Raw genomic sequence first — 21,044 nt, forward strand, 5'->3', positions numbered from 1 at the left:
TAAGGGTGGCAGGTAATAGTTAAATTGCGGCTGGCGAGATTTTTATACGTGCCTTAAGGCATAATGCTGGTAAAGTGCCCTTATAGGGCTTAAGAAAAACCACCAGCTAAGCTGGTGGATATTTATTATCCTATGTCTAACTATTTTAATACTCCTATCTCCTTTAAAATGGAACATTAGAATGACTAGACATCGGATAAAACTAATTGTAATATAATACTTTTTAGTAGTTTTAGTAATCCAGTGTAGGTTCACTAACTTTGTTTATAACAATTAATCCATCATATTGATCTTTAGGTACAAATAACATAGACATTGGAATAATTGTTTCAGAAGTCATTCCATCTTCTGCTGCAAATATAGGATTAAACATCCATGAATTAGAAGGAGTTTCAGATTTATGTTTTGATAAATCTACAAAGGTATAGTTATAACCACTTTTTGAAATTACATTTTCAAGACTACCTTTAGGCATAGGAGCTATATCAAATGGTTTTGCAGTAGTTATAGTAGTGGCTTTACCACTGTTCATATAAAATCCTAAAACGTATTCTTTGTCTTTAAGTTTGGAGTTAAGTAACTCTCCCATGCTAGTAAAACTATTTATCCATTTGCCTTGTTCTTTTGTAAGTATTTTGGATGTGTTTTTAGCCAGATGATCATTATGAGCCCATAAGATTACTTTTTTACCTGGGTATAAGACATTTGTTATCCATTCTACGTTTTCAGTCATTATCCTATCTCTAAATTCGTAACTATTTTTAGTATCAAGCATCATCATATCGATGAATTGTAATCTTCCATTTATAGTTTTCTTTATAATATCAATGATATGTGGATTTTTAGGATAAAGCGCTGTAATTTTAGCTTTATTATCATCAATAAAAGCTAGCAATTTTTTATATTTTGATTGATATTTATTTTTTACCTTGAGCAATTCATCAATATGTTTATATGAATCCTCACCATATTTATTTATTATTGAATATACATCTGGAATGTATGAGTTTTCAAAATTGATGTATTCTTGTGCATAATTTTTATCTAGTATATAAAGCAATTTAAACATAAAGAATGAAAAATATCTAGTAGTAGCTTGCATGTCATAACCAGCTAAATGAAGAGGACTTTGAGTTTTACTTTGTGCTTTTATATACTTAAACAGATTAAGAGTTTCTTTTGAGTGCCATATAGGAAAAATTGAATTTTCCATCATTTGTTTTGGTGTTAATGAATTAATGTCTTGATACACTGTACTACATTCACCTATACCAGATTCAAATGCAATTACCTCAAATCCAAGATATTGGTGTAAATATTTTATAATTCTCGTTTTCATAGAGCTATAATCGCCAACTCTATGAAAGTTTTCACCAAGACATACTACTGTTTTATCTTTTAATATAGGTTTTAAAAATTGCAAATCGTCATAATTATTTGAGTTAAGTGATTCTATTTTTTGTGCATCTGATTTTAATAATTCATAGGTATAGGCTGATGCTGTTATTGGATTAAAAAAAATTACAGCTGATAGAATAATTGTTGTAGCTCTGACTAACAATTTAGTTGTTTTCATTAAAAAATCCCCCTTAAAATTTCTATTGGTTACAGGCTTTGTATGTTTAAATTACTTTATTAAATTTATGTTAACTATAGATTTATCTAAAATAATATAAGAATAGTTAAAAACTCTACCTGAAACCAAGAAAACTGTTTATATACATAATAAAATAAATTTATAAAGAATTTATAAAGAATAATATATTGATTGATCTAATATTTTAATAAAAAATAACTACTAAGGGTAAAGTATTCTCAAATAGATAAATTAGAAAGTGGGGATAACTTTATATGAAGAAAAAAGTCATTGCTTTGGTAACTAAAATATTATTAGTATGTTTAACATTAGGATTAATTAGCTCATTTGTATTAGAGTTTAGAGTAAAGGGTATTGAATTAACGGATCAAAAAGAAAATTTAGTAGAAGAAATATTAAAAAATAAGCCTGATGTTTTTGGAAATATACTGAAAGAACCTGATAAGTATGAAGTGCAAATTTTGTATACTCAAATAGATAGGGATTCTAATAATAAGCCTTCTTTTAAATCTTTTAAATATAGGGTAGATAAGGACAAATACTTTTATCCAGCAAGCTCAGTGAAACTTTCTGCATGCGCTTTAGCTTTAGAAAAATTAAATAATTTGAGTATAGATAAAAATACACCTTTAATAATTGAAAAAGGGAGAGAGTCTCAGAGTACAGTAGATAAGGATAGTACATCAGAATCTAAACTTCCAACTATAGCAAATTACATTAAAAAAGTTTTGGTAGCTAGTGATAATGATGGATTTGATAGGTTGTATGAATTTTTAGGGCAAGAGTATTATAATGAGACACTTTGGAAAAAAGGATATAAGGATGTACTCATATTACATAGATTAGGAAATTCTATGAATTTAGAAGAAAATAGATATACAAATCCTATGAAGTTTTATAATAAAGATAAAGTTATATATAATCAGCCTATGTTATATAATAGTAAATCTTATAAAAATAATATTACAGATACAAAAAAAGGAAAAGCCTATAAGAGTGGAGGAAGATATATAAATGAACCTAAAGACTTTTCAAATTCAAACTATTTTTCTATAGAATGTTTGCAAGAAGTTCTAAAAGCTATTGTCTTTCCAGAAGCACTAACAGAGGAAAAACGATTTAATTTGAAAAAGGAAGACTATGAATTTTTAAAAAAACATATGTGTATGCTTCCAAGAGAGTGTAATAGTCCTAAGTATAGTTTAAAGGATAGTTATGGAAAGTACTTTATATTTGGTGATAGTAATGACAAAATTCCTGAAAATATAAAAATATATAATAAGATTGGATGTGCTTATGGATATTTAATAGACAATGCATACATAGTTGATGAAACTAAGGGCATAGAATTTTTACTTACAGGGGTAATATGTTCAAATAAAAACAAGATTTTTAATGATGGAAAATATGAATACTATACAGTAGGTATGCCTTTTTTATCAAGCGTAGGAAGAGAAATTTATAAATATGAGGAGAGCAGAAAAAAAGCATAATGAAAGAAATTGAGTTCATATAATATTATTACGATTATATGAACTCGATATTTTTTAAATGGATTCAGGGTCTTTTTTCTTAAGTACTATAAAGATTATTGAAAGGACTATAGCTGCTAGATATATAAAGAAGTAAATTATATTTATTAGCCCCACTTTATAGAAGAACTTTATATATATAAATAGAATTAAAGACAATACACACCAAAAAGCAGATATGTAAGCCATTAGATTATTTCTTCTTTTCCAAGTATCAGGATCTTTCATAGTACCTATTATTTTTTCCTTTTCATTTCCCTCAGATTCAGTTTTAATCGTCAGTACTTTAAAGTATATAAAAAAAAGTAGCGAAATTAAAAAAACTCCTAAGAAAAGATATGATAAAGAAAAACTAGTTATTTTCATTGTAAAGTAACACCTCCAATAGTGGCATTACTTTTATTATGTCCTGATATAAAAAAATAATTATAAAATTATTTATAAGATAATTCTATAGTATTCAAAGTTTTTTTATAGAAAATAGTAAAGGATATAATGGTTACTATGGAGCCTACTATATCTGCTATTGGTTCTGCAAATAACACTGCAAATAATTTGTCTTCTATAAATAATGGAAGTATAAATATAAGTGGTATTAACAATACTATTTTTCTAAGTAAAGCTAATATAAGAGATGACTTTGCTTGTCCTAAAGCCAAAAATGTTTGCTGACAGGCTATTTGTGCGCCAAATATACCAATACCTGCAAAATATATCCTTATACTCCAAGATGTAATTGCTACAAGTTCAGGTTTGCTGTTAAATATATTAACAAATAGTTTTGGAAGTAGCATCAAAGATCCCCACATAATAATTGTATAGGAAATGCAACATAGTATTAACAATTTAAATGTACTTTTTACTCTTTCTATTTTTTTTGCTCCAAAATTATAGCTTATAATAGGTTGAGCTCCTTGGGTTAATCCAATTATTGGAAGAAGTATTATTTGCATAATGCTACTCATTATAGTCATTGCGCCTACAGCTAAATCACCACCATAGGTTTGTAATTTACTATTTAAAAGTATAAGTACTAAGCTTTCTGTGGATTGCATTACAAAAGGGGAAATTCCTAAAAGTATAATAGATAAAACTACCTTTTTATTTGGAACTAAATATTTTTTCCTTATTTTGATTATACTTTTCTTGCCTAATAGGAAAAATAATACCCATATAGCCGATATACATTGTGATGTAACAGTAGCTATGGCAACTCCTTTAACTCCTAAATTTAATACAAATATAAATAGAGGATCTAAAACTATATTTATAAGAGCACCAATCATTACTGTAATCATTCCTGTTTTTGCAAAACCCTGAGTATTTATAAAGGGATTCATTCCTAATGATATTAGAACAAATAGGGTTCCAATAAGATATATTGTTAAATAATCTTCGGCAAATCCAATAGTTGAATTACTTGCTCCAAATTTCCAAAGGATTGAATTTTTAAATATTAAAAATACTGTAGTTAATATTATCGATAATATAACTATAACTGAAAAACTATTACTCATAATTTTTTCAGCGCTATCATTATCGTTTTCTCCCATTTTGATGGCGGCAAGTGGGGCACCACCCATTCCTATCAAAGCACTAAAGGCTGAAATTATTATGATGACAGGAAAGGCAATTCCTACTCCTGCCATAGCTAGTGCTCCATTTTGCATTCTTCCTATAAATATTCTATCTACTATGTTATAAAGTACATTCACTATTTGTGCAATTATAGCTGGTGTTGCCAGTTTAAACAATAAATTTCCTACATTACCACTCCCTAAATCTGGTGAGTTTTTATTCATGACATTCTCTCCTTTTATATGAAATTTTATAATGTATGATGTTTTACTGTAATATAATATTTTAGCTATATAAATTTTCATAGAAAATAAATTTAAATAGCTATATTTATATTAATGGAGATAATTTCTAAACAGTAATAATTTAAAAATAAAAGCTACTTAACTAAAGCTTTACTTGATTTACTTATATAGAAACCGTTAACTAGTTCCAAAATAAACTTAGTGTTTTCAGCGACTTGATTTAAGGATTGATTGCATAGCACAAAAGCTGTGGTAATAATACTAAGTATTAATTTATCTCTTTCATTATCATCTAGTTGCAGTTTGTACTTATTTTCTAGTTCTTTCAATAATTTTTCTAAATGATTCATTAAGTTATCCTGTATAAATTTTGTAAATTCATTTTGTGATGAATTTTTTATTTCATTTCCACTATGATTGGGTTTTAAGGCCATTTCTTGTATCTTGAATATTTGGCGTCCAATTCCATTTCTTCTGTTAAGTTCATTAAATATGCTTTCTAAAAATAACTCTAATTTTTTTCCTACATTGTAATTAGAATTAGTTACTTCTTTGAGGATAGAGAAAGTTTTATCCCAGCTATATTTTAAAACACTTATAAATAAGTGATCTTTATTGGAATAATAATTATATATAGTACCTACTGAAATGTTTAAATCTTTTGCTATTTTGCGCATACTAACTTCAGAATAGGAACTATGTATGAATTTTTTTTCAGCACAATCTAGTATTTTTTTTTCTAAACCATCATATTGTTTGGGCATTATAAGTCACTCCTTTAAAATAAATTACTGAACGATGTTCAATAAAAATTATAATGAATACTGTTCAGTAAGTCAATATAGTTAATAGAATTATAATAACTTGTTAAAAATAGTTATATATGAAATATAAATGGTATTATATACAAGAGTGTAAGAGTTATTAAAATTCTTGCTATTACGATAGTATGTCTGTATAATATATGTGAAATAATAAACGAGAAGTATAAATTACATAAGGGAATGTGTTTTAAATTCACATTAGCTTTGCCCGAGCTCTCCGTGCTCGGATTTTTATTTGTATAGGGAATTATATAGTGTAAGGATTTAGTATTAAATTCAAGCTACTTTATTTTTGAAGTAGAAAATCACCTAATGTAAGGAGGCAATAATGGATAAGATGCCTTTGAAATTGCATGTAATGACTGCTTGTATAATAGTGACAGTATTAATGATTATTATTTTTTTTACTAATAATCCAATTATTTTATTTTCGGTGTTTATTTACTGTAGTATAGTTTTTATGTATACAAGGAATAAGAGTAAGTTAGTAAATGGTTTTATTTATTTTATACCTTTCTTATTTGTTTCTATAATAATAAATTTTTTATTTATAACAGAAGGAAAAATAATTTTGTTTGAGATAAGTAATAAAGTATTCACTTTAGAATCATTAGTATATGCTGTTATATTTTCTTTTAAACTTCTTCTTATAATTTATATATCTATGATTTTGAATATTTTAGTTGATTCTGATAATGCAATTTCTTTTTTCTCTAGTAAAATACCTAAGACAACTTTGCTTGTAATGATAGGAATAAAGTTCTTTCCTATAATGAAGAATAGAATTAATAGTCTAAAAAATATTTATGCAATAAGAGGGGTAGAGTTTAATGGAAAAAGCTTGAAAGAAAAAATCTTAGCTTACGTACCTATTTTTTCAATATTATTAGAAAACTCACTAGAAGGTGCTTTTGACATAGGAGAAGCTGCTTATGTTAGAGGATTTCTAAGTAGTACAAGAACTATATATGATAAACAAAAATTTCAATATAAAGACTATATTCTATATGCTGAATGTGCTACTACTTTAATATTTGGTATAATATTTAAAATATACAGTTTTTTGGAGTTTGATATTTATGGGGGTATTAATATTAACAAATCTATAAATATAGGAGTTATAAGTATTTTTATAAGTATTTTGGTTATAGGATTTACAAGTTTTTTTAAAGTAGATAGAATGGAGTAGTGAAATGAAATATATAAATATAAGAAACTTGAACTACTATTATCCTAGAAGTACCATTAGGGCTTTGAATAATATAAGATTAACCATTAATAAAGGAGAAATAGTATTTATCGCAGGGAAATCAGGTTCAGGTAAATCTACTTTGGCCAAATGTATTTCAGGATCTATACCTAATTTTTATGGGGGAAAAATATCAGGGGAAATAAGTATCAATGATGTTTGCATTAATAAAATCAGCAATAGTGATAGAAGTAAAGAGATTACTATGGTTTTTCAAGACCCAGAAAGACAACTCCTTATGAATAAAGTTCATAGAGAAATAGCATTTGGTTTAGAAAATATAGCTGTAGAAGCAAAAAATATAAAGAGAAGGGTATTTGAAGCCCTTCAGTTCTCTAACATTTTAGATTTAGCATATAGAGATATAAGTACTTTATCAGGAGGGGAAAAGCAGAAGGTAGCTATTGCTTCAGCTATAGCTTATTTACCTCGATGTATAATTTTAGATGAACCTACATCCCAATTAGATCCTGCAGCTGCAGAAGAAATTATAAAGTTAATAAAAAAGGTAAATGAAGAGCTTGGAATTACAATCATAATAATTGAGCAAAGAATAGACAAATGGTTCGATATAGCAGATAGAATATTAGTAATGAAAGAAGGAAACATAGGTTTTAGTGGAGACAAAAAAACTTTATATAATATTGAGGACAAGTATATAAGAGATTTTCTTCCTTCATACATGAAATTTTCTAAATTTATAGGTATGGATAAGATGCCTTTAAGTTTCAAAGATGCAAGATTGAAAATAGAGAAGTTAGGTTTAAATCTAAAAGAAAGAAAAAGAGAAAATATTAATTTTTCAAATATACTTATTCAAATTAAAAAACTGACCTGTGGTTATGAAAATATATCAGTTCTAAAAAATGTTAGTTTAGATATAAAAGAAGGGGAATTTATAAGTGTATTAGGAGCAAACGGATCAGGTAAAAGTACTTTGTTAAAGGCTATAATGGGAGTTATAAAATACAAAGGAAGCATAAAAGTTCTAGAGGAAGAGGTAAAGAAAATTAAAACAAGAAATATATCTAAGAAAATAGGATATGTTTCGCAAAATCCCAATGATTATATTTCTAAAGATACAGTATATGATGAATTGAAATTTACATTAGATAACTATGGCATAAAAAATTATGAAATTATAGATGAAACATTAAAAAGATTAGATATTTATGAAATTAGAGATAAGAATCCTAGAGACATAAGTTCTGGAGAAAGACAAAGAGTTGCAATTGCATCTATTCTAGTAATGAAACCTAAAATTTTGATATTAGATGAACCTACTAGAGGTCTTGATTATAATGTTAAAATAAATCTAGGTGAAACTTTGAAAGATTTAAATGATAAAGGAACTACTATAATTATGGTCACTCATGATATAGAATTTGCAGCTAAATACTGTACAAAGTTTACTCTTATGTTTAATGGAGAAATAGTATGCTATGGAAATTCTGAGGATGTTTTAGGGGAAGGTATATATTATACTACTGAAATTAATAAGTTAGTTAGAAGTAAAAATCCTAAAATATTTACTTTAGATGATGTTTTTAAGTAAAGTTAGAATGGCTAGACATCGGATAAACAGGATTCTTAGGAGTTTTACTCCTTAGAAGCCGTTATCCAGGGTTGTACCATTCTTTATTCTCACTAAAAGGTGAGAGTATTAGAATGGCTAGACATCGGATAAACAGGATTGCTCTAGGATTTATTATGAGTTATAAAATATAAATGAGGATAATTAATATGAGGAAAATTAGCATAGGTGTTGCAATAAGTACACTGATAATCCTTGTGGTTTTTAGTGTGAAATTTGCCAATAGTAAAAATTTAGGTATATTAATTACTTTAGGGGTATTATTAACATTATTTTTTAGTTACTTTTATTTTGAAAAAAGTTCTATGGGAACTAAGGAGATAGCATTAATAGCAACGCTAGGCTCTTTTGCAGCAGTTTGTAGAGTACCTTTTGCTATGATTCCAAATGTACAGCCAACTACTTTTTTAGTGGCTATTTCGGGGCTTGTATTTGGGAGTTATGAAGGGTTTTTAGTTGGAAGTTTAGCAGCTTTTATATCTAATATTTTTCTTGGACAGGGACCATGGACACCATGGCAGATGATGGCATGGGGGATAGTTGGAGCTATTTCTGGATTAATAGGTAAGACAAACAAAAAAATTTCTAGTGAAAAGTTTTCAGTTATATGTTTTGTATATGGAATTCTATTTGGATGGATTACAAATTTATGGTTTATTGTAGGTAGTTTAAAAATAATAAATATAAAAACAATAATGGCGTCTAATTTAACATCTCTGACTTTGGATATAATGCATGCAGGAGGAAATTTTATATTTTGTATTATATTTTTTGATAACATTTATAAAGTATTATTTAGATTTAAAGAGAGATTAGAAATCACCTACTTAAAAGACTAATTTTTATAGTAATTGATTTCTATATATTAGTAATTGACAATTGGTTAATTTGAATTTTATTTAAAACAGAAATACTTCTAATATTGGTTATTGGGCATTGATTACCAGTTACTATGAAGGGTTGGATGTCAAAACAAATATAAAATCAATAAGTGTGGTAGATGTTACACTAGATATTAAAGGGAGTGATGTAATAATGAAAAAAAGCAATTATGGAAAAATGAAGATAATGAGCTTCGTTTTGTTGTTTACTTTTTTTATAACTCAAGGAATACTAGGGAATTTTACAAAAGTAAAAGCCGAAGAAAATATTTCAGTGGAAGTATTGGTAGAGAGTCATAATAAGATTTTAGCATTAGACAAAGCTAATAAGGACAATGCCTATGGAGCATTAAAAGAAGTGCTAGATAAGAATAATATAAAAATAGAGGCTCAAGATAGTCAGTATGGTAAATATATTTCTTCTATAGCAGATGTGAAAGCAGGTAAATTTGGTGGATATGATGGATGGCTTTATGCAGTCTACAGAGATGGAAAATATGAAAATATAATGACTTCTATTGATGGATTCACTTTAAAAAATGGAGATAAGCTTATAGTATATTATGGAGATATGGGTACTTTACTTGCAAATAAAATTCAGTATTCTACAAAAGAAGCTAACAAAGAGTTAACTATATCTTTAAATAATTATTATGAAGATTGGCAAACAAAGAAGGAAATTGTTCAACCAATAAAAGGGATACAAGTTAAATTAGATGGAAAATCAGTAATTTTAGATGAAAATAAAATTTATTTAAAAGAAGGGCTTGATAAAGGAGAACATTTATTACAATTAATAGATTTTAGAGAAGCTAAATGTCCATTAGTAGTAAATGACACTATAAAATTCAAATTAGAACAAGCAGCAGCGATTCCAGGGAATAATAAAGATGAAGATTCTACAGGTGATGCAAACACTTCAATAGATATAGATAAGGAAATTGCTAGTCTTTCAAAATATATAGCTAAATCAGAAAAATATGATTTATGGGCTGAAATAAGTATGAATAAGCTAGGAATAAAATCTAATGAAAAATTTATAAATAGTAGAAATCAATATATAGAAGATAATGCAAAAGAGATAGCTAAAAATGGAACAGAAGATTTCACTAATATAGAATTAGAAAAGTTAATGATGACTTTAGTAAATAATGGGTATAATCCAAGCAGTTTTCAAGGACATGATTTAGCAAAAGATCTATATAATAGAGATTTAAAAGAATATTTAATTAATGATAAAGTGTTTGCTCTTATAGCATATGATTATTGCAATATAGAGAATAAAAATAATATAAATCGAGATAAATTAGTTGAATCTTTATTGAGTGGTAAACTTTCTTATAAGGTTGAAGGTAAAGATATGGTAGGGTGGGCTTTTTATGGTGATAAAGTTGATCCTGACATGACAGCAATGGTAATAACAGCTTTATCTAAATATTATAATAACAACTCAAAAGTAAAAGAAACTGTAGATAAAGCTATAAAAACCTTAGCTTATTCTGAAAATGAAAATGGATATATACAAAGCAATTATGGTATATCAAGTGAAACATTATCAGCAGTTATTGTAGGATTGAAATCTATAGGGGTAGATGTTGAAAAGGGAGAATTTGCAAAGAATAAAGGAAATCTTCTTTCAGCACTAGTGTCATTTAAAGATGATAATGAAATATACAAACATCTTGTTGAAGACAAAAATGGTAATTATATGTCTTCAGAACAAGCTTTAAGAGCGTTAATAGCTATTAAAGAATCAAAAGGAGAAAAATACAATTATTATAATAATAATATAAAAACTGAAAACCTAAAAGAATATACTGTAAAACAAAGCATTGAAAAAGATCAAGATTCAACAGAACTTCCTAAGACAGGAGGATTAGTAGATACTAGTGTGCTAATTAGTTTAGGAACTTTATTTGTCTTGGTAGGATTATCATTACAACTAAAAAATAGAAGAAAAACTAATTAATAGTAGAGGATTACCTTCTAACTATAAATAGCCCCATAATTTATTTTTCTTATGAATTATGGGGTAAGCTAAGTTATGTAGGGTTTATAATAGATAAGATTTATTAGTTGAATGGGTAGTATATATTTAAGAGGTGATATATATATGAAGAAAAAAATTAGATTGATTATAGTAATGGTTGCTTTATGTGTAAGTGTAATACTTGGAGTTAAGTATTATCAAACCAATATCAGTGAACCAAAAAACAATAAAAAAACTGACATAGTTTTAGAAAATGCTCAAGTAAAGGAAAAAGAAGAAAAGACAGTCGATCCTTCTAACAGTGAAATTAAACATGAGGAAAAACAAGAAGATAAAAAAGCTGTAGTAGAGAATAAGAAAAGTATTAAAAGCGAAGATGAACATAATTCTAAAAATGGATCAAGTACTAGTTCAAAACAGCAAAGTAGCAATACTTTAATAAAACAAACAAGTAAAAAAGAAACAGATAGTAAACAAGCAGGTAGCAAAGAAACAAATAATAAAGAAGTTCAACAAATAAAAAATGTTTTAATAAAAGATGAAGTAAGTGGCAAGGTAATTGGGAATATTTATTGTAATCTAGATAATAGAAGTGCAGCGGATGTTACCATAGATGTCTTAAATAAAATGGGTATAAGATACAAAGCAGTAGGAAGTGGCGAGACAATATATTTTTCTTCAATAAACGGAATAAAAGAAAGATCTCAAGGACCTTTAAGTGGATGGTGTTATTATGTAAATGGAAGTAAGCCATCAGTAGGGGCAGGATTATATAAGCTGAAGAATGGTGACAAGGTTCAGTGGGTATTTAAAAAAGATGGAGTGAATTAGTGGAATATTTAGAATTTATTAAATAAAATAATGAAAACCTATTCAATTTTTACATATTTTGGTTTATAATATAGTTACAAATGTAAACTGGGGGGATATTATAATGTCAAAATGTCCATTTTTATCAACAGATGATAATAAGGTTAATTGTTTTAAAGAATGTTTACTTCATGAATATGAGAATGATAATGGAGAATGTCCGTTTAAAGCCATTTTAGAATCTATGGAATATGATGGGGTTTTTTTTAATAAATATAAAGAATTTGAAGAGGATAGTTGCAATGTATTAGAAGAGATATATAGAGAAAATAATTTTTTAGAAATCTTTCAAATTTAAAAAGCAGAGAAAATATCTTTTCTCTCTGCTTTTTATTTGTATTTATTATTTATAAAGGTCAGAATATTGATTTAGTAAGTCTTGCTTTAAATTCCATAATCTTCTTGATAAATCTACATAATAAGTATGAGGATTTTCAAATCTTAAGACTTCTTCCCATAGTTTATTTGTTTCTTCTTTTGCAAAGTTTTGAATTTCTTTAACAGAAGGACTTTCATAGCATGGAATACCTTTATCAAATATTTGTACCATTAGTTCTTTAGCATAATAATTTGTTAGTTTTTTCTTTTTCCATGTATGTACTGGATCAAATATTTCAAGAGGCACTGAATCATCTATTACTTCATTGTTTAAACATATTAAGTCTGCAGTAGCTTTATTTGAACATTTATCAAATAATCTATAAATCTTTTTGAAACCAGGGTTTGTTATTTTTTCTTCATTTTCACTTATTTTTATTTTAGGAATTACTTCACCATCTTTTTCTACAGCAACTAATTTGTAAACTCCTCCAAAGACTGGTTCTGATCTTGCTGTAATAAGTCTTTCACCTACTCCAAAGCTATCAATTTGGGCACCTTGACTTAGTACATCTGTTATTATATGTTCATCTAAAGAATTAGAAATTACAATTTGAACATCAGAGTAGCCGGCTTCATCTAAAAGGGCTCTACATTTTTTAGTTAAGTAGGTTATATCTCCGCTATCTATTCTTATTCCTTTTGGCCTGTATCCCATAGGTTTTAAAATTTCGTCAAAAACTTTTATAGCGTTAGGAAGACCTGATTTTAAAACATTATATGTGTCTACTAAAAGAAGACAATTGTCAGGATAAGTTTGAGCCCATGCCTTGAAAGCTTCATATTCTGTTGGAAATAATTGTATCCAACTGTGAGCCATAGTTCCAGAGGCAGGGATATTAAACATTTGCTCAGCTATTGTACATGCTGTTGCAGAACATCCACCTATAATAGCAGAACGAGCACCATAAATAGCACCATCATAGCCTTGAGCACGTCTTGATCCAAATTCCATTACAGATCTTCCCTCTGCTGCTCTACAAATTCTATTTGCTTTAGTTGCAATTAGCGTCTGATGGTTAATTGTTAAAAGTATCATAGTTTCAACAAATTGAGCTTGAATGACAGGACCTCTTACACTAACTAAAGGTTCACCAGGAAATACTGGATTGCCTTCTGGAATAGCCCAAACGTCACATTCAAATTTAAAGTTTTCTAAATAGTGTAGAAATTCTTCAGAAAAAGTATTTTTACTTTTTAAGTATTCAATATCTTCTTCTGTAAATTTCAAATTAGCTAAATAGTCTATTAATTGTTGAACTCCTGACATAATGCAGTAACCACCACCATCAGGAACTCTTCTAAAGAACATGTCAAAGTAAGCTATTTTATCTCCAACGTTATTGTCTAAATAACCATTTCCCATTGTTAACTCATAAAAGTCAACTAACATTGTAAGATTTCTACCATTTTTAATATTCAGAAAATCACTATTAGTCATATTTTTCCCCTCTACTTTTAAAGTATATATGAATTTAATTAAGTATAAAACTTATCTGATATGAAATTTTAGGCTTCTTATCAGTTAAATTCATTAATTTGGTTACAGTAGGCATTAATAAATCTATTTTAATACCTAAATTAAATTATTACAACTATTTAAACATTATTTTATTCATTAAGGTGCAAAAATACTCGTCTTATGACTATAATAGAGTAATGTATATAATGTAAGAAAAAGAATTGAGTAAGAAGGGGAGCATAATGAGTATAGTGGAAGAATTTTGTATACTTAGAGATAAAATAATAGAGAAGAGATATAAAAATTTAAATAATCAGCAAAGAGAAGCTGTTTTAAATAGTGATAGAAATATAGCATTAATAGCTTGTCCTGGAGCAGGAAAAACTACTACACTTATAAGGAAAATAGATTATTTAGTTAATTTTGGTAATATATATAAAACAAAAATAGTTCCTGAAAATATTTCGCATAAAGATATATTTTTTTTGAAAAAATATTTATATGAAAATTTTACCAACAATAGAATAGAATATTTATTAAGATGTAATTCTATTTCACCTAATAATATAATTATAATAACTTTTACTAGAGCGGCAGCTTTAACCATGAAAGAAAGATATAAACGAATGAATAAAGGGAAAAGTCCTTTTTTCGGAACTTTTCATGGGTTATTTTATAAGATTTTAAATAGACATTATGGAAAGATTAATATAATAGACAGTAATACAGCATATAGATTAATTAAAAATGTTTTAGCTACTTATTTAGATGAAATTAGTGATGAAAAAGTAAAAGAAACTGTTAATGCCATTTCATTTTACAAAACAAATAATATAAGTATGGAAGAATTTAGTCCTAATATGGACAAAAATGTATTTGTAGAGTGTTATAAAACTTATGAGGAGTATAAAAAGGAAAAAAATTTATTGGATTTTGATGATCTTCAAATTAAATGTAGAGATTTATTCAGAGAAAATGAGCATATTTTAAATGGATATAGAAGACTTTTTAATTACATTTTAGTGGATGAATTTCAAGATTGTGATGAAATGCAGATAGACATATTAAAATTTTTTAATAATAGTAATATCTTTGCAGTAGGGGACGAAGATCAATGCATATATTCTTTTAGGGGCGCTAAGCCAGAATGTTTAGTAGGTTTTAAAGAGCACTTTAAAGAAGGAAAGAAACTTTATCTTGGTAGAAATTACAGGTGTCCTGAAAATGTAGTTCAAATATCTAATAATTTAATTAAAAATAATGTTATGAGAAATAGTAAAGATATAGATGCCCAAAAAACAGATAGGCCTAAAATCAGTATTTTAAATCATAGAGATGAAAATACACAGGCAGAAGATATTTCCTTAAATATAATAAAACTAAAACAGATAAATAAGTATGAGTATTCTAACAATGCAGTATTATATAGAACCAATATTGAAAGTAGAAGTATAATTGATTGTTTCATAAGGAAGGGGATTCCTTTTAAGTTGTTAGATAAACAGTATAATTTTTTTGAACATTTTATATGTAGAGATATTTTATCTTATCTAAAATTGAGCATAGATAAAGGAGATAGAGAAAGTTTCTTTAGAATAATAAATAAACCTTTTAGATATATAGGCAAAATGAATATTGAAAAAGTAAAAAGAAGTCCCGATAATAAGGACTGTTTTCAGGCATTGAAAGATGTAGAAGGTATACCTGTATTTCAACTTAAGGATATAGATAAATTAAAAAAAGATATACAAAATTTAAATAAGATGTCTTTAAGTGGAGCAGTAAATTTTGTGTTAAATGATTTAAAATACTACGATTACTTAAAAGAATATAGCAGAAAATTTAAGATGGATATAAAGGAACTAGAAGAAATAGTTGATGAATTTAAATCTTCTTTGCAAGAATATAGAACAATTATAACATTTTTATCTCATGTAGAAGAAGTAAAGGAAACAATTAAGAATAAGCCTATTGAAGAAAAAGATGCAGTTATACTTAGTACAATACATGGAGTTAAGGGAATGGAATTTAAAAATGTGTTTATAATAAATTGTAATGAAGAAAATATTCCTCATATAAATAGTATGGATAAAAATATTGAAGAAGAGAGAAGACTCTTTTATGTTGGTATTACAAGAACTATAGAAAATTTATGGCTTTCTACATGTAGTAGTATAAGAGGAAAGAATAAAACAGTATCTAGATTTATAGAGGAATGTAATCTAGCTTCTGTATTAAATGAAGAATTTAAAACTGGAGATAAAATACTTCACAAGACTTTTGGAAGTGGAGAAGTTAATTATATAGATAATAAGAGGATAGAAATAAAATTTACTGATGAAGTAATAAGGGCCTTTGACCCTATGGTATTATATAACAATGGTTTGATAGAAAAAAGTAACTAGACTAGTAGTAATTAGAGAGAAATGACTAATAATAAAATAGAATATTGCTAATTTGTAAAACATAAAATAATATGTGATATACTATTTTTTCATATGTAAGTATAATAATGTTGACATATTTATTATAAATGTGTTAAATTATCATTAAGGTAGTGGGCGTAAAGTATTGTTTTTAATATAATATTTTATAAGGAGTTGTGCAATATGGTACCGTTTAAAAAGATGTGGGAAGATGCTTTCGGAATTATTTCAAAAGATGAAGTTGAAGACATATATATAGTAGAAAAATATAGTACTGGGTTTGTTATAGAAGAAGAAGGAATAACTAAATTTATTACAAAAGATGATTTTGTAGATTTTTGGTGTAGAATGTTATGTTTTAAAGAATTTTCTAAGGAAGATGCAAACAAGCAAGATAAGTTTAAATATGTTTATCATGTAGTTAAAAAGCTTCCTTATATAAAAGAAAATTCAGGAGTTTTACAGTTAGTAGACTAATGACTTATTTGCAAGTGTTTTGTTGAATAAAGTAGAATAATATTATATAATTTTAGTAAGCTCATATTCTAAGAATATGAGCTTTTATATTATGCTATGTTTTAATAAATTGTTAAGTTCGTATAATTTCAAAAACAATTCTAAATTTAGTTTAAGCAATATGGCTAAAATTTCATAACTCGTATAACTCAAACAATGAAATTTCTTAACGCTCAATTACCTAAACTAAATAAGAATTGTAACTTTTCATTATAATGAACTCAATAATTTAAAACATATCCTTAGGACTACTAAATGAAGTCTTAAAAGAGTGTAAAAAACAACATTCTTTTAAAACAGAATTATATATTATGCTATGTTTTAATAAATTGTTGATTTTATATTATGTTTTATAAAGAGGGAGATAGAATATGGATTTACTTAATATTAACCCTAAAGATGTGATCTTTGCTTTAGACATAGGAACACGTTCTATTATAGGAACGGTTGGTATGATAAAAGATAAAAAATTTAATGTTATTTGTGACAAATATATAGAACATGAAGAAAGAGCAATGGTAGATGGTCAAATTCATGATATTAATTTAGTAGCATCTACTGTTAGAAAAGTAAAAAAAGAATTGGAAAAAGAAATCAATATACCATTAGGAGAAGTTGCAATAGCTGCAGCAGGAAGATTTTTAAGAACGGTAGAAGTTAAAGTAGATCTTGATATAGATGAGAGTAAAGAAATAGATAAAGAAATTATTAGAAGTTTAGAATTGACAGGAGTAAAAAGAGCCGAAGAAGAAGTAAATAAGAGTACAAAAGGTAAGCTTTATTGTGTAGGTTATAGTGTTAAAAATTATTATTTAAATGGATATGTAATATCTAATTTGATATCTCAAAAAGGAGATAAGATTTCTGCAGATTTGATAGTTACATTTCTTCCGAGATCGGTTGTAGATAGTCTTTATTCAGTAATAGAAAAGGTAGATTTAAAGGTGAATAATTTAACTTTAGAACCTATAGCGGCTATAGAAGCTGTCATCCCTAAAAAATTAAGGCTTTTAAATTTAGCATTAGTAGATGTGGGGGCAGGTACGTCAGATATAGCTATAAGCAGTAATAATGCTATAAGTGCTTATGGAATGGTACCTGTAGCGGGAGATGAAATTACTGAATGTATAGTGCAGAATTATTTAGTGGATTTTAATACGGCTGAAGATATAAAAAGACAATGTTCTTGTAATGATATTGTAAAATATACGGATATATTAGGAATGGAAAATGAAGTTACCTCTGATCAAATAATAAAAACTATAAATCCATTTACACAAAAGTTATGCAATGAAGTTGCAAATAAGATAGTAGAATTAAATGGTGGTAAAGCTCCTAATGCAGTATTTTTAGTTGGAGGAGGAGCCCATACTCCAAATTTTAAAGATTTTCTAGCGGAAAAATTAAATCTGCCATATGAAAGAATAGCTATAAAAGGTAGAGATGCAGTTATAGATTGTATAACATTGGATGATACTCTTGGAAGTGTTGGAGTTACTGTTATAGGTATTGCTCTTATTAGAATAAAACAATCAGGTACTGATTTTATAAATGTAACTTTAAATGATGAGGTTATAAGTCTTTTTAATTCACATAAACATACAGTTATGGATGCAATGATACAAGCAGGAATTAATCATAAGATGCTTATGGCTAAGAATGGAAAAAATATTAGATTTTTATTAAACGGTATAAAAAGAGTGGCTTTTGGGAGCTTTGGTGAGGGTGCAGTAATAAAAGTGAATGATGTAGAGGCTAACATAGACAGTAATATAGGAGAAGGCGATAATATAGAGATTATTTTTGCAAAAGACGGAAAAGAAGCTTCTCCAAAGTTGATTGAATATGTAAAAAAGATAAATTCTTTAAGTTTTTACCTAAATGATGTAATTCATAATTTAGATCCAGTTGGATTTATAAATAAAGAAATTGTAGATATGGAACAAACTATAAAAGAAGAAGATGAGGTTGAAATTATTTTTCCTTCTACTTTAGGGGAATATATTGAATATTATGAAGATGATAAAGAACAATATGTATATTATTTAAAAGATAAAGAAATATTTAAAGATTACATCATAAAAGAAGGAGATAGAATATATAAGAGAAAAGTTGAGTATATAAATAATGAAGAGAGTAATATTAAAGAAAATGAGATTGATGAAAACAATATAAATGGGGAGAATAAAGTACAACATATAGAAGACTTACCTCAAAATGACCTTCACAATACTGACACATTTATGAAAACACGAATTAATAATGAATGTACTGTTAACAATGCAGATGATGAAGCGGCAATAGATAATATTAAAGAAGATGACAATATATACATTGAAAAAAAATTAGATAATATAAATGAAAAAGAAAATAATAACCAATTAATTTCAAAAAAATCTGATGAAGAAAATTTAGAAGAACAAAAAAATTCTGATTTAGTAAAAGTTATTGTAAATGATAAGCCTGTAGTTTTAGAAGGAAAACAAGAGTATATCTTTATAGATATATTCTCAAAAATTCAATTTGATCTATCTGTGGCAAGGGGTAAACTTATACTTACTTTAAATGATAAAAAAGCAGGTTATTATGATAAGCTAAAAAATGGAGATGTAATAAGAGTATATTGGGATGTAGTGTAAATATTATAAAATGGGGGCAAAAGAATGGATTTTTTAAATGCGGCAAAAGGGATACAAAATGAATTAATTTCAATAAGAAGAGATTTTCATATGAATCCTGAATTGGACTTTGATTTAAATAGGACTGTAGAAAAAATAAAATGTTTTTTAGATAAAGAAGGAATAGAATATTTTGAAACATCTAGAAATGGTATTTGTGGAATAATAAAAGGAAATGGATCAAAAACAATAGGAATAAGAGCTGATATGGATGCTCTTCCTATGGATGAAAAAAGAGAATGTGATTATTCATCTAAAATTAAAGGAAGAATGCATGCTTGTGGCCACGATGCACATACTACGGTATTACTTGGAACAGCAAAAATATTAAATAGTATGAAAGATAAATTAAAGGGTAATGTGAAGTTATTTTTTGAGCCAGCAGAAGAAACAACAGGTGGGGCTATTCACATGATAGAAGAAGGCGTTCTAGATAATCCTAAAGTTGATGCAGTTATAGGACTTCATGTAGAGCCTAATATAAAATGCGGTAAAATAGGTATTAAAAGGGGAGTAGTCAATGCAGCGTCTAATCCATTTAATATTAAAATAAAAGGAAAAGGAGGACATGGAGCTCATCCTCATAGCACCATAGATCCAATAGTAATAAGTGCTAATGTTATTACAGCCATTCAATCAATAGTTAGTAGAGAAATACCCCCAACCGATCCAGCAGTTATAACTATAGGTTCTATTCATGGAGGAACTACCCAAAATATAATACCAGATGAAGTTGAGATTTCTGGTATTATAAGAACTATGACTTTAGAACATAGAGAATATGTAAAAAAGAGAATTGTAGAATTGACTAAGGGTATTTGTGAATCTATGAGAGGCGGATGTGAAATAAATATACAAGAGAGTTACCCTTGTCTTTATAATAATGATGATGTAGTAGATATATTAAAAAAATCTGGGGATGAAATTTTAGGAGAAGAGAATATAGTAATACTTGAAAAACCAACTATGGGGGTTGAGAGTTTTGCTTATTTTTCCATAGAAAGACCTTCAGCCTTCTACTATTTAGGTACAGGAAATAAAGAAAAAGACACAGAGTACCCTCTACATAGTAGTTACTTTGATGTAGATGAGGATAGTATAATTAATGGAGTTATAGTTAATTGCAAGACAGTAATAAACTTTCTTAACAATTAATAAACGAATTGTTCATTGCTAATTTAGGTTAGTTGATATATAATTCTTTATGTTGTTTTACGTTAGCAC

General features: G+C 27.2%; 16 protein-coding genes. 11 read left to right on the forward strand and 5 right to left on the reverse strand.

Annotation, left to right across the window (positions count from 1 at the left end; genetic code table 11):
- Positions 1-232 precede the first annotated feature (232 nt).
- A complete protein-coding gene (locus OW729_RS03440) occupies positions 233-1,576 on the reverse strand; it encodes an erythromycin esterase family protein (protein WP_268060039.1) in 1,344 nt (447 codons plus the stop codon).
- Between the two features lie 275 nt (positions 1,577-1,851).
- On the opposite strand from OW729_RS03440, the gene OW729_RS03445 reads away from it, so the two are divergent.
- The gene (locus tag OW729_RS03445) at positions 1,852-3,090 is read left to right on the forward strand and encodes a serine hydrolase (protein ID WP_268060040.1); all 1,239 of its coding nucleotides are present in this window, start codon (positions 1,852-1,854) and stop codon (positions 3,088-3,090) included.
- Positions 3,091-3,144: 54 nt separating this feature from the next.
- Here OW729_RS03445 and OW729_RS03450 read toward each other — a convergent pair whose 3' ends face one another.
- From OW729_RS03450 to OW729_RS03460, 3 genes are all read right to left on the reverse strand, one after another.
- Positions 3,145-3,495 carry a hypothetical protein gene (locus tag OW729_RS03450; RefSeq protein ID WP_268060041.1) on the reverse strand — a complete coding sequence of 117 codons (351 nt, stop codon included), beginning with the start codon at positions 3,493-3,495 and terminating at the stop codon, positions 3,145-3,147.
- 68 nt (positions 3,496-3,563) lie between these two features.
- Complete coding sequence (locus OW729_RS03455) at positions 3,564-4,931, reverse strand: MATE family efflux transporter (RefSeq protein WP_268060042.1); 1,368 nt, start codon at positions 4,929-4,931, stop codon at positions 3,564-3,566.
- 155 nt (positions 4,932-5,086) lie between these two features.
- The gene (locus OW729_RS03460; RefSeq protein WP_268060043.1) at positions 5,087-5,716 is read right to left on the reverse strand and encodes a TetR/AcrR family transcriptional regulator; all 630 of its coding nucleotides are present in this window, start codon (positions 5,714-5,716) and stop codon (positions 5,087-5,089) included.
- Positions 5,717-6,104: 388 nt separating this feature from the next.
- Between OW729_RS03460 and OW729_RS03465 the strand changes: the two genes are divergently transcribed.
- The 6 genes from OW729_RS03465 (at position 6,105) to OW729_RS03490 (ending at position 12,658) form a co-directional block, all read left to right on the forward strand.
- Positions 6,105-6,965: an energy-coupling factor transporter transmembrane component T family protein gene (locus OW729_RS03465; RefSeq protein WP_268060044.1), complete on the forward strand. Its 861-nt coding sequence runs from the start codon at positions 6,105-6,107 to the stop codon at positions 6,963-6,965.
- Positions 6,966-6,969: 4 nt separating this feature from the next.
- Entirely contained in the window at positions 6,970-8,580 is a 1,611-nt protein-coding gene (locus tag OW729_RS03470; RefSeq protein ID WP_268060046.1) for an ABC transporter ATP-binding protein, read from the forward strand.
- 188 nt (positions 8,581-8,768) lie between these two features.
- The gene (locus tag OW729_RS03475; RefSeq protein ID WP_268060047.1) at positions 8,769-9,458 is read left to right on the forward strand and encodes an ECF transporter S component; all 690 of its coding nucleotides are present in this window, start codon (positions 8,769-8,771) and stop codon (positions 9,456-9,458) included.
- A gap of 196 nt (positions 9,459-9,654) precedes the next feature.
- Positions 9,655-11,469, forward strand: a complete 1,815-nt coding sequence (locus tag OW729_RS03480) for a DUF4430 domain-containing protein (protein ID WP_268060049.1) — start codon at positions 9,655-9,657, stop codon at positions 11,467-11,469.
- 144 nt (positions 11,470-11,613) lie between these two features.
- Positions 11,614-12,321, forward strand: a complete 708-nt coding sequence (locus tag OW729_RS03485; RefSeq protein WP_268060050.1) for a DUF4430 domain-containing protein — start codon at positions 11,614-11,616, stop codon at positions 12,319-12,321.
- Between the two features lie 103 nt (positions 12,322-12,424).
- Positions 12,425-12,658: a hypothetical protein gene (locus OW729_RS03490; RefSeq protein ID WP_268060051.1), complete on the forward strand. Its 234-nt coding sequence runs from the start codon at positions 12,425-12,427 to the stop codon at positions 12,656-12,658.
- Positions 12,659-12,703: 45 nt separating this feature from the next.
- Here OW729_RS03490 and OW729_RS03495 read toward each other — a convergent pair whose 3' ends face one another.
- Complete coding sequence (locus OW729_RS03495; RefSeq protein ID WP_268060052.1) at positions 12,704-14,179, reverse strand: nicotinate phosphoribosyltransferase; 1,476 nt, start codon at positions 14,177-14,179, stop codon at positions 12,704-12,706.
- 263 nt (positions 14,180-14,442) lie between these two features.
- Between OW729_RS03495 and OW729_RS03500 the strand changes: the two genes are divergently transcribed.
- The 4 genes from OW729_RS03500 to OW729_RS03515 all read left to right on the forward strand — a co-directional run bounded on the left by OW729_RS03500 (position 14,443) and on the right by OW729_RS03515 (position 20,975).
- Entirely contained in the window at positions 14,443-16,605 is a 2,163-nt protein-coding gene (locus tag OW729_RS03500; protein WP_268060055.1) for an ATP-dependent helicase, read from the forward strand.
- A 204-nt stretch (positions 16,606-16,809) separates the two neighbouring features.
- Complete coding sequence (locus OW729_RS03505; protein WP_268060056.1) at positions 16,810-17,103, forward strand: hypothetical protein; 294 nt, start codon at positions 16,810-16,812, stop codon at positions 17,101-17,103.
- A gap of 410 nt (positions 17,104-17,513) precedes the next feature.
- Entirely contained in the window at positions 17,514-19,781 is a 2,268-nt protein-coding gene (locus tag OW729_RS03510; RefSeq protein WP_268060057.1) for a cell division protein FtsA, read from the forward strand.
- 24 nt (positions 19,782-19,805) lie between these two features.
- Positions 19,806-20,975 (forward strand): M20 metallopeptidase family protein, encoded by a 1,170-nt coding sequence (locus OW729_RS03515; protein WP_268060058.1) that lies wholly within the window; start codon positions 19,806-19,808, stop codon positions 20,973-20,975.
- Positions 20,976-21,044: the final 69 nt, after the last annotated feature.

The sequence above is a fragment of the Clostridium brassicae genome, from assembly GCF_026738875.1.
GTDB classification, from domain to species: Bacteria; Bacillota; Clostridia; order Clostridiales; family Clostridiaceae; genus Clostridium_H; species Clostridium_H brassicae.

What these genes read in the sequence shown, in the direction of transcription:
- OW729_RS03440 (WP_268060039.1), bottom strand. Translation starts at nt 1,576, where the DNA reads ATGAAAACAACTAAATTGTTAGTCAGAGCTACAACAATTATTCTATCA.
- OW729_RS03445 (WP_268060040.1), top strand. Translation starts at nt 1,852, where the DNA reads ATGAAGAAAAAAGTCATTGCTTTGGTAACTAAAATATTATTAGTATGT.
- OW729_RS03450 (WP_268060041.1), bottom strand. Translation starts at nt 3,495, where the DNA reads ATGAAAATAACTAGTTTTTCTTTATCATATCTTTTCTTAGGAGTTTTT.
- OW729_RS03455 (WP_268060042.1), bottom strand. Translation starts at nt 4,931, where the DNA reads ATGAATAAAAACTCACCAGATTTAGGGAGTGGTAATGTAGGAAATTTA.
- OW729_RS03460 (WP_268060043.1), bottom strand. Translation starts at nt 5,716, where the DNA reads ATGCCCAAACAATATGATGGTTTAGAAAAAAAAATACTAGATTGTGCT.
- OW729_RS03465 (WP_268060044.1), top strand. Translation starts at nt 6,105, where the DNA reads ATGGATAAGATGCCTTTGAAATTGCATGTAATGACTGCTTGTATAATA.
- OW729_RS03470 (WP_268060046.1), top strand. Translation starts at nt 6,970, where the DNA reads ATGAAATATATAAATATAAGAAACTTGAACTACTATTATCCTAGAAGT.
- OW729_RS03475 (WP_268060047.1), top strand. Translation starts at nt 8,769, where the DNA reads ATGAGGAAAATTAGCATAGGTGTTGCAATAAGTACACTGATAATCCTT.
- OW729_RS03480 (WP_268060049.1), top strand. Translation starts at nt 9,655, where the DNA reads ATGAAAAAAAGCAATTATGGAAAAATGAAGATAATGAGCTTCGTTTTG.
- OW729_RS03485 (WP_268060050.1), top strand. Translation starts at nt 11,614, where the DNA reads ATGAAGAAAAAAATTAGATTGATTATAGTAATGGTTGCTTTATGTGTA.
- OW729_RS03490 (WP_268060051.1), top strand. Translation starts at nt 12,425, where the DNA reads ATGTCAAAATGTCCATTTTTATCAACAGATGATAATAAGGTTAATTGT.
- OW729_RS03495 (WP_268060052.1), bottom strand. Translation starts at nt 14,179, where the DNA reads ATGACTAATAGTGATTTTCTGAATATTAAAAATGGTAGAAATCTTACA.
- OW729_RS03500 (WP_268060055.1), top strand. Translation starts at nt 14,443, where the DNA reads ATGAGTATAGTGGAAGAATTTTGTATACTTAGAGATAAAATAATAGAG.
- OW729_RS03505 (WP_268060056.1), top strand. Translation starts at nt 16,810, where the DNA reads ATGGTACCGTTTAAAAAGATGTGGGAAGATGCTTTCGGAATTATTTCA.
- OW729_RS03510 (WP_268060057.1), top strand. Translation starts at nt 17,514, where the DNA reads ATGGATTTACTTAATATTAACCCTAAAGATGTGATCTTTGCTTTAGAC.
- OW729_RS03515 (WP_268060058.1), top strand. Translation starts at nt 19,806, where the DNA reads ATGGATTTTTTAAATGCGGCAAAAGGGATACAAAATGAATTAATTTCA.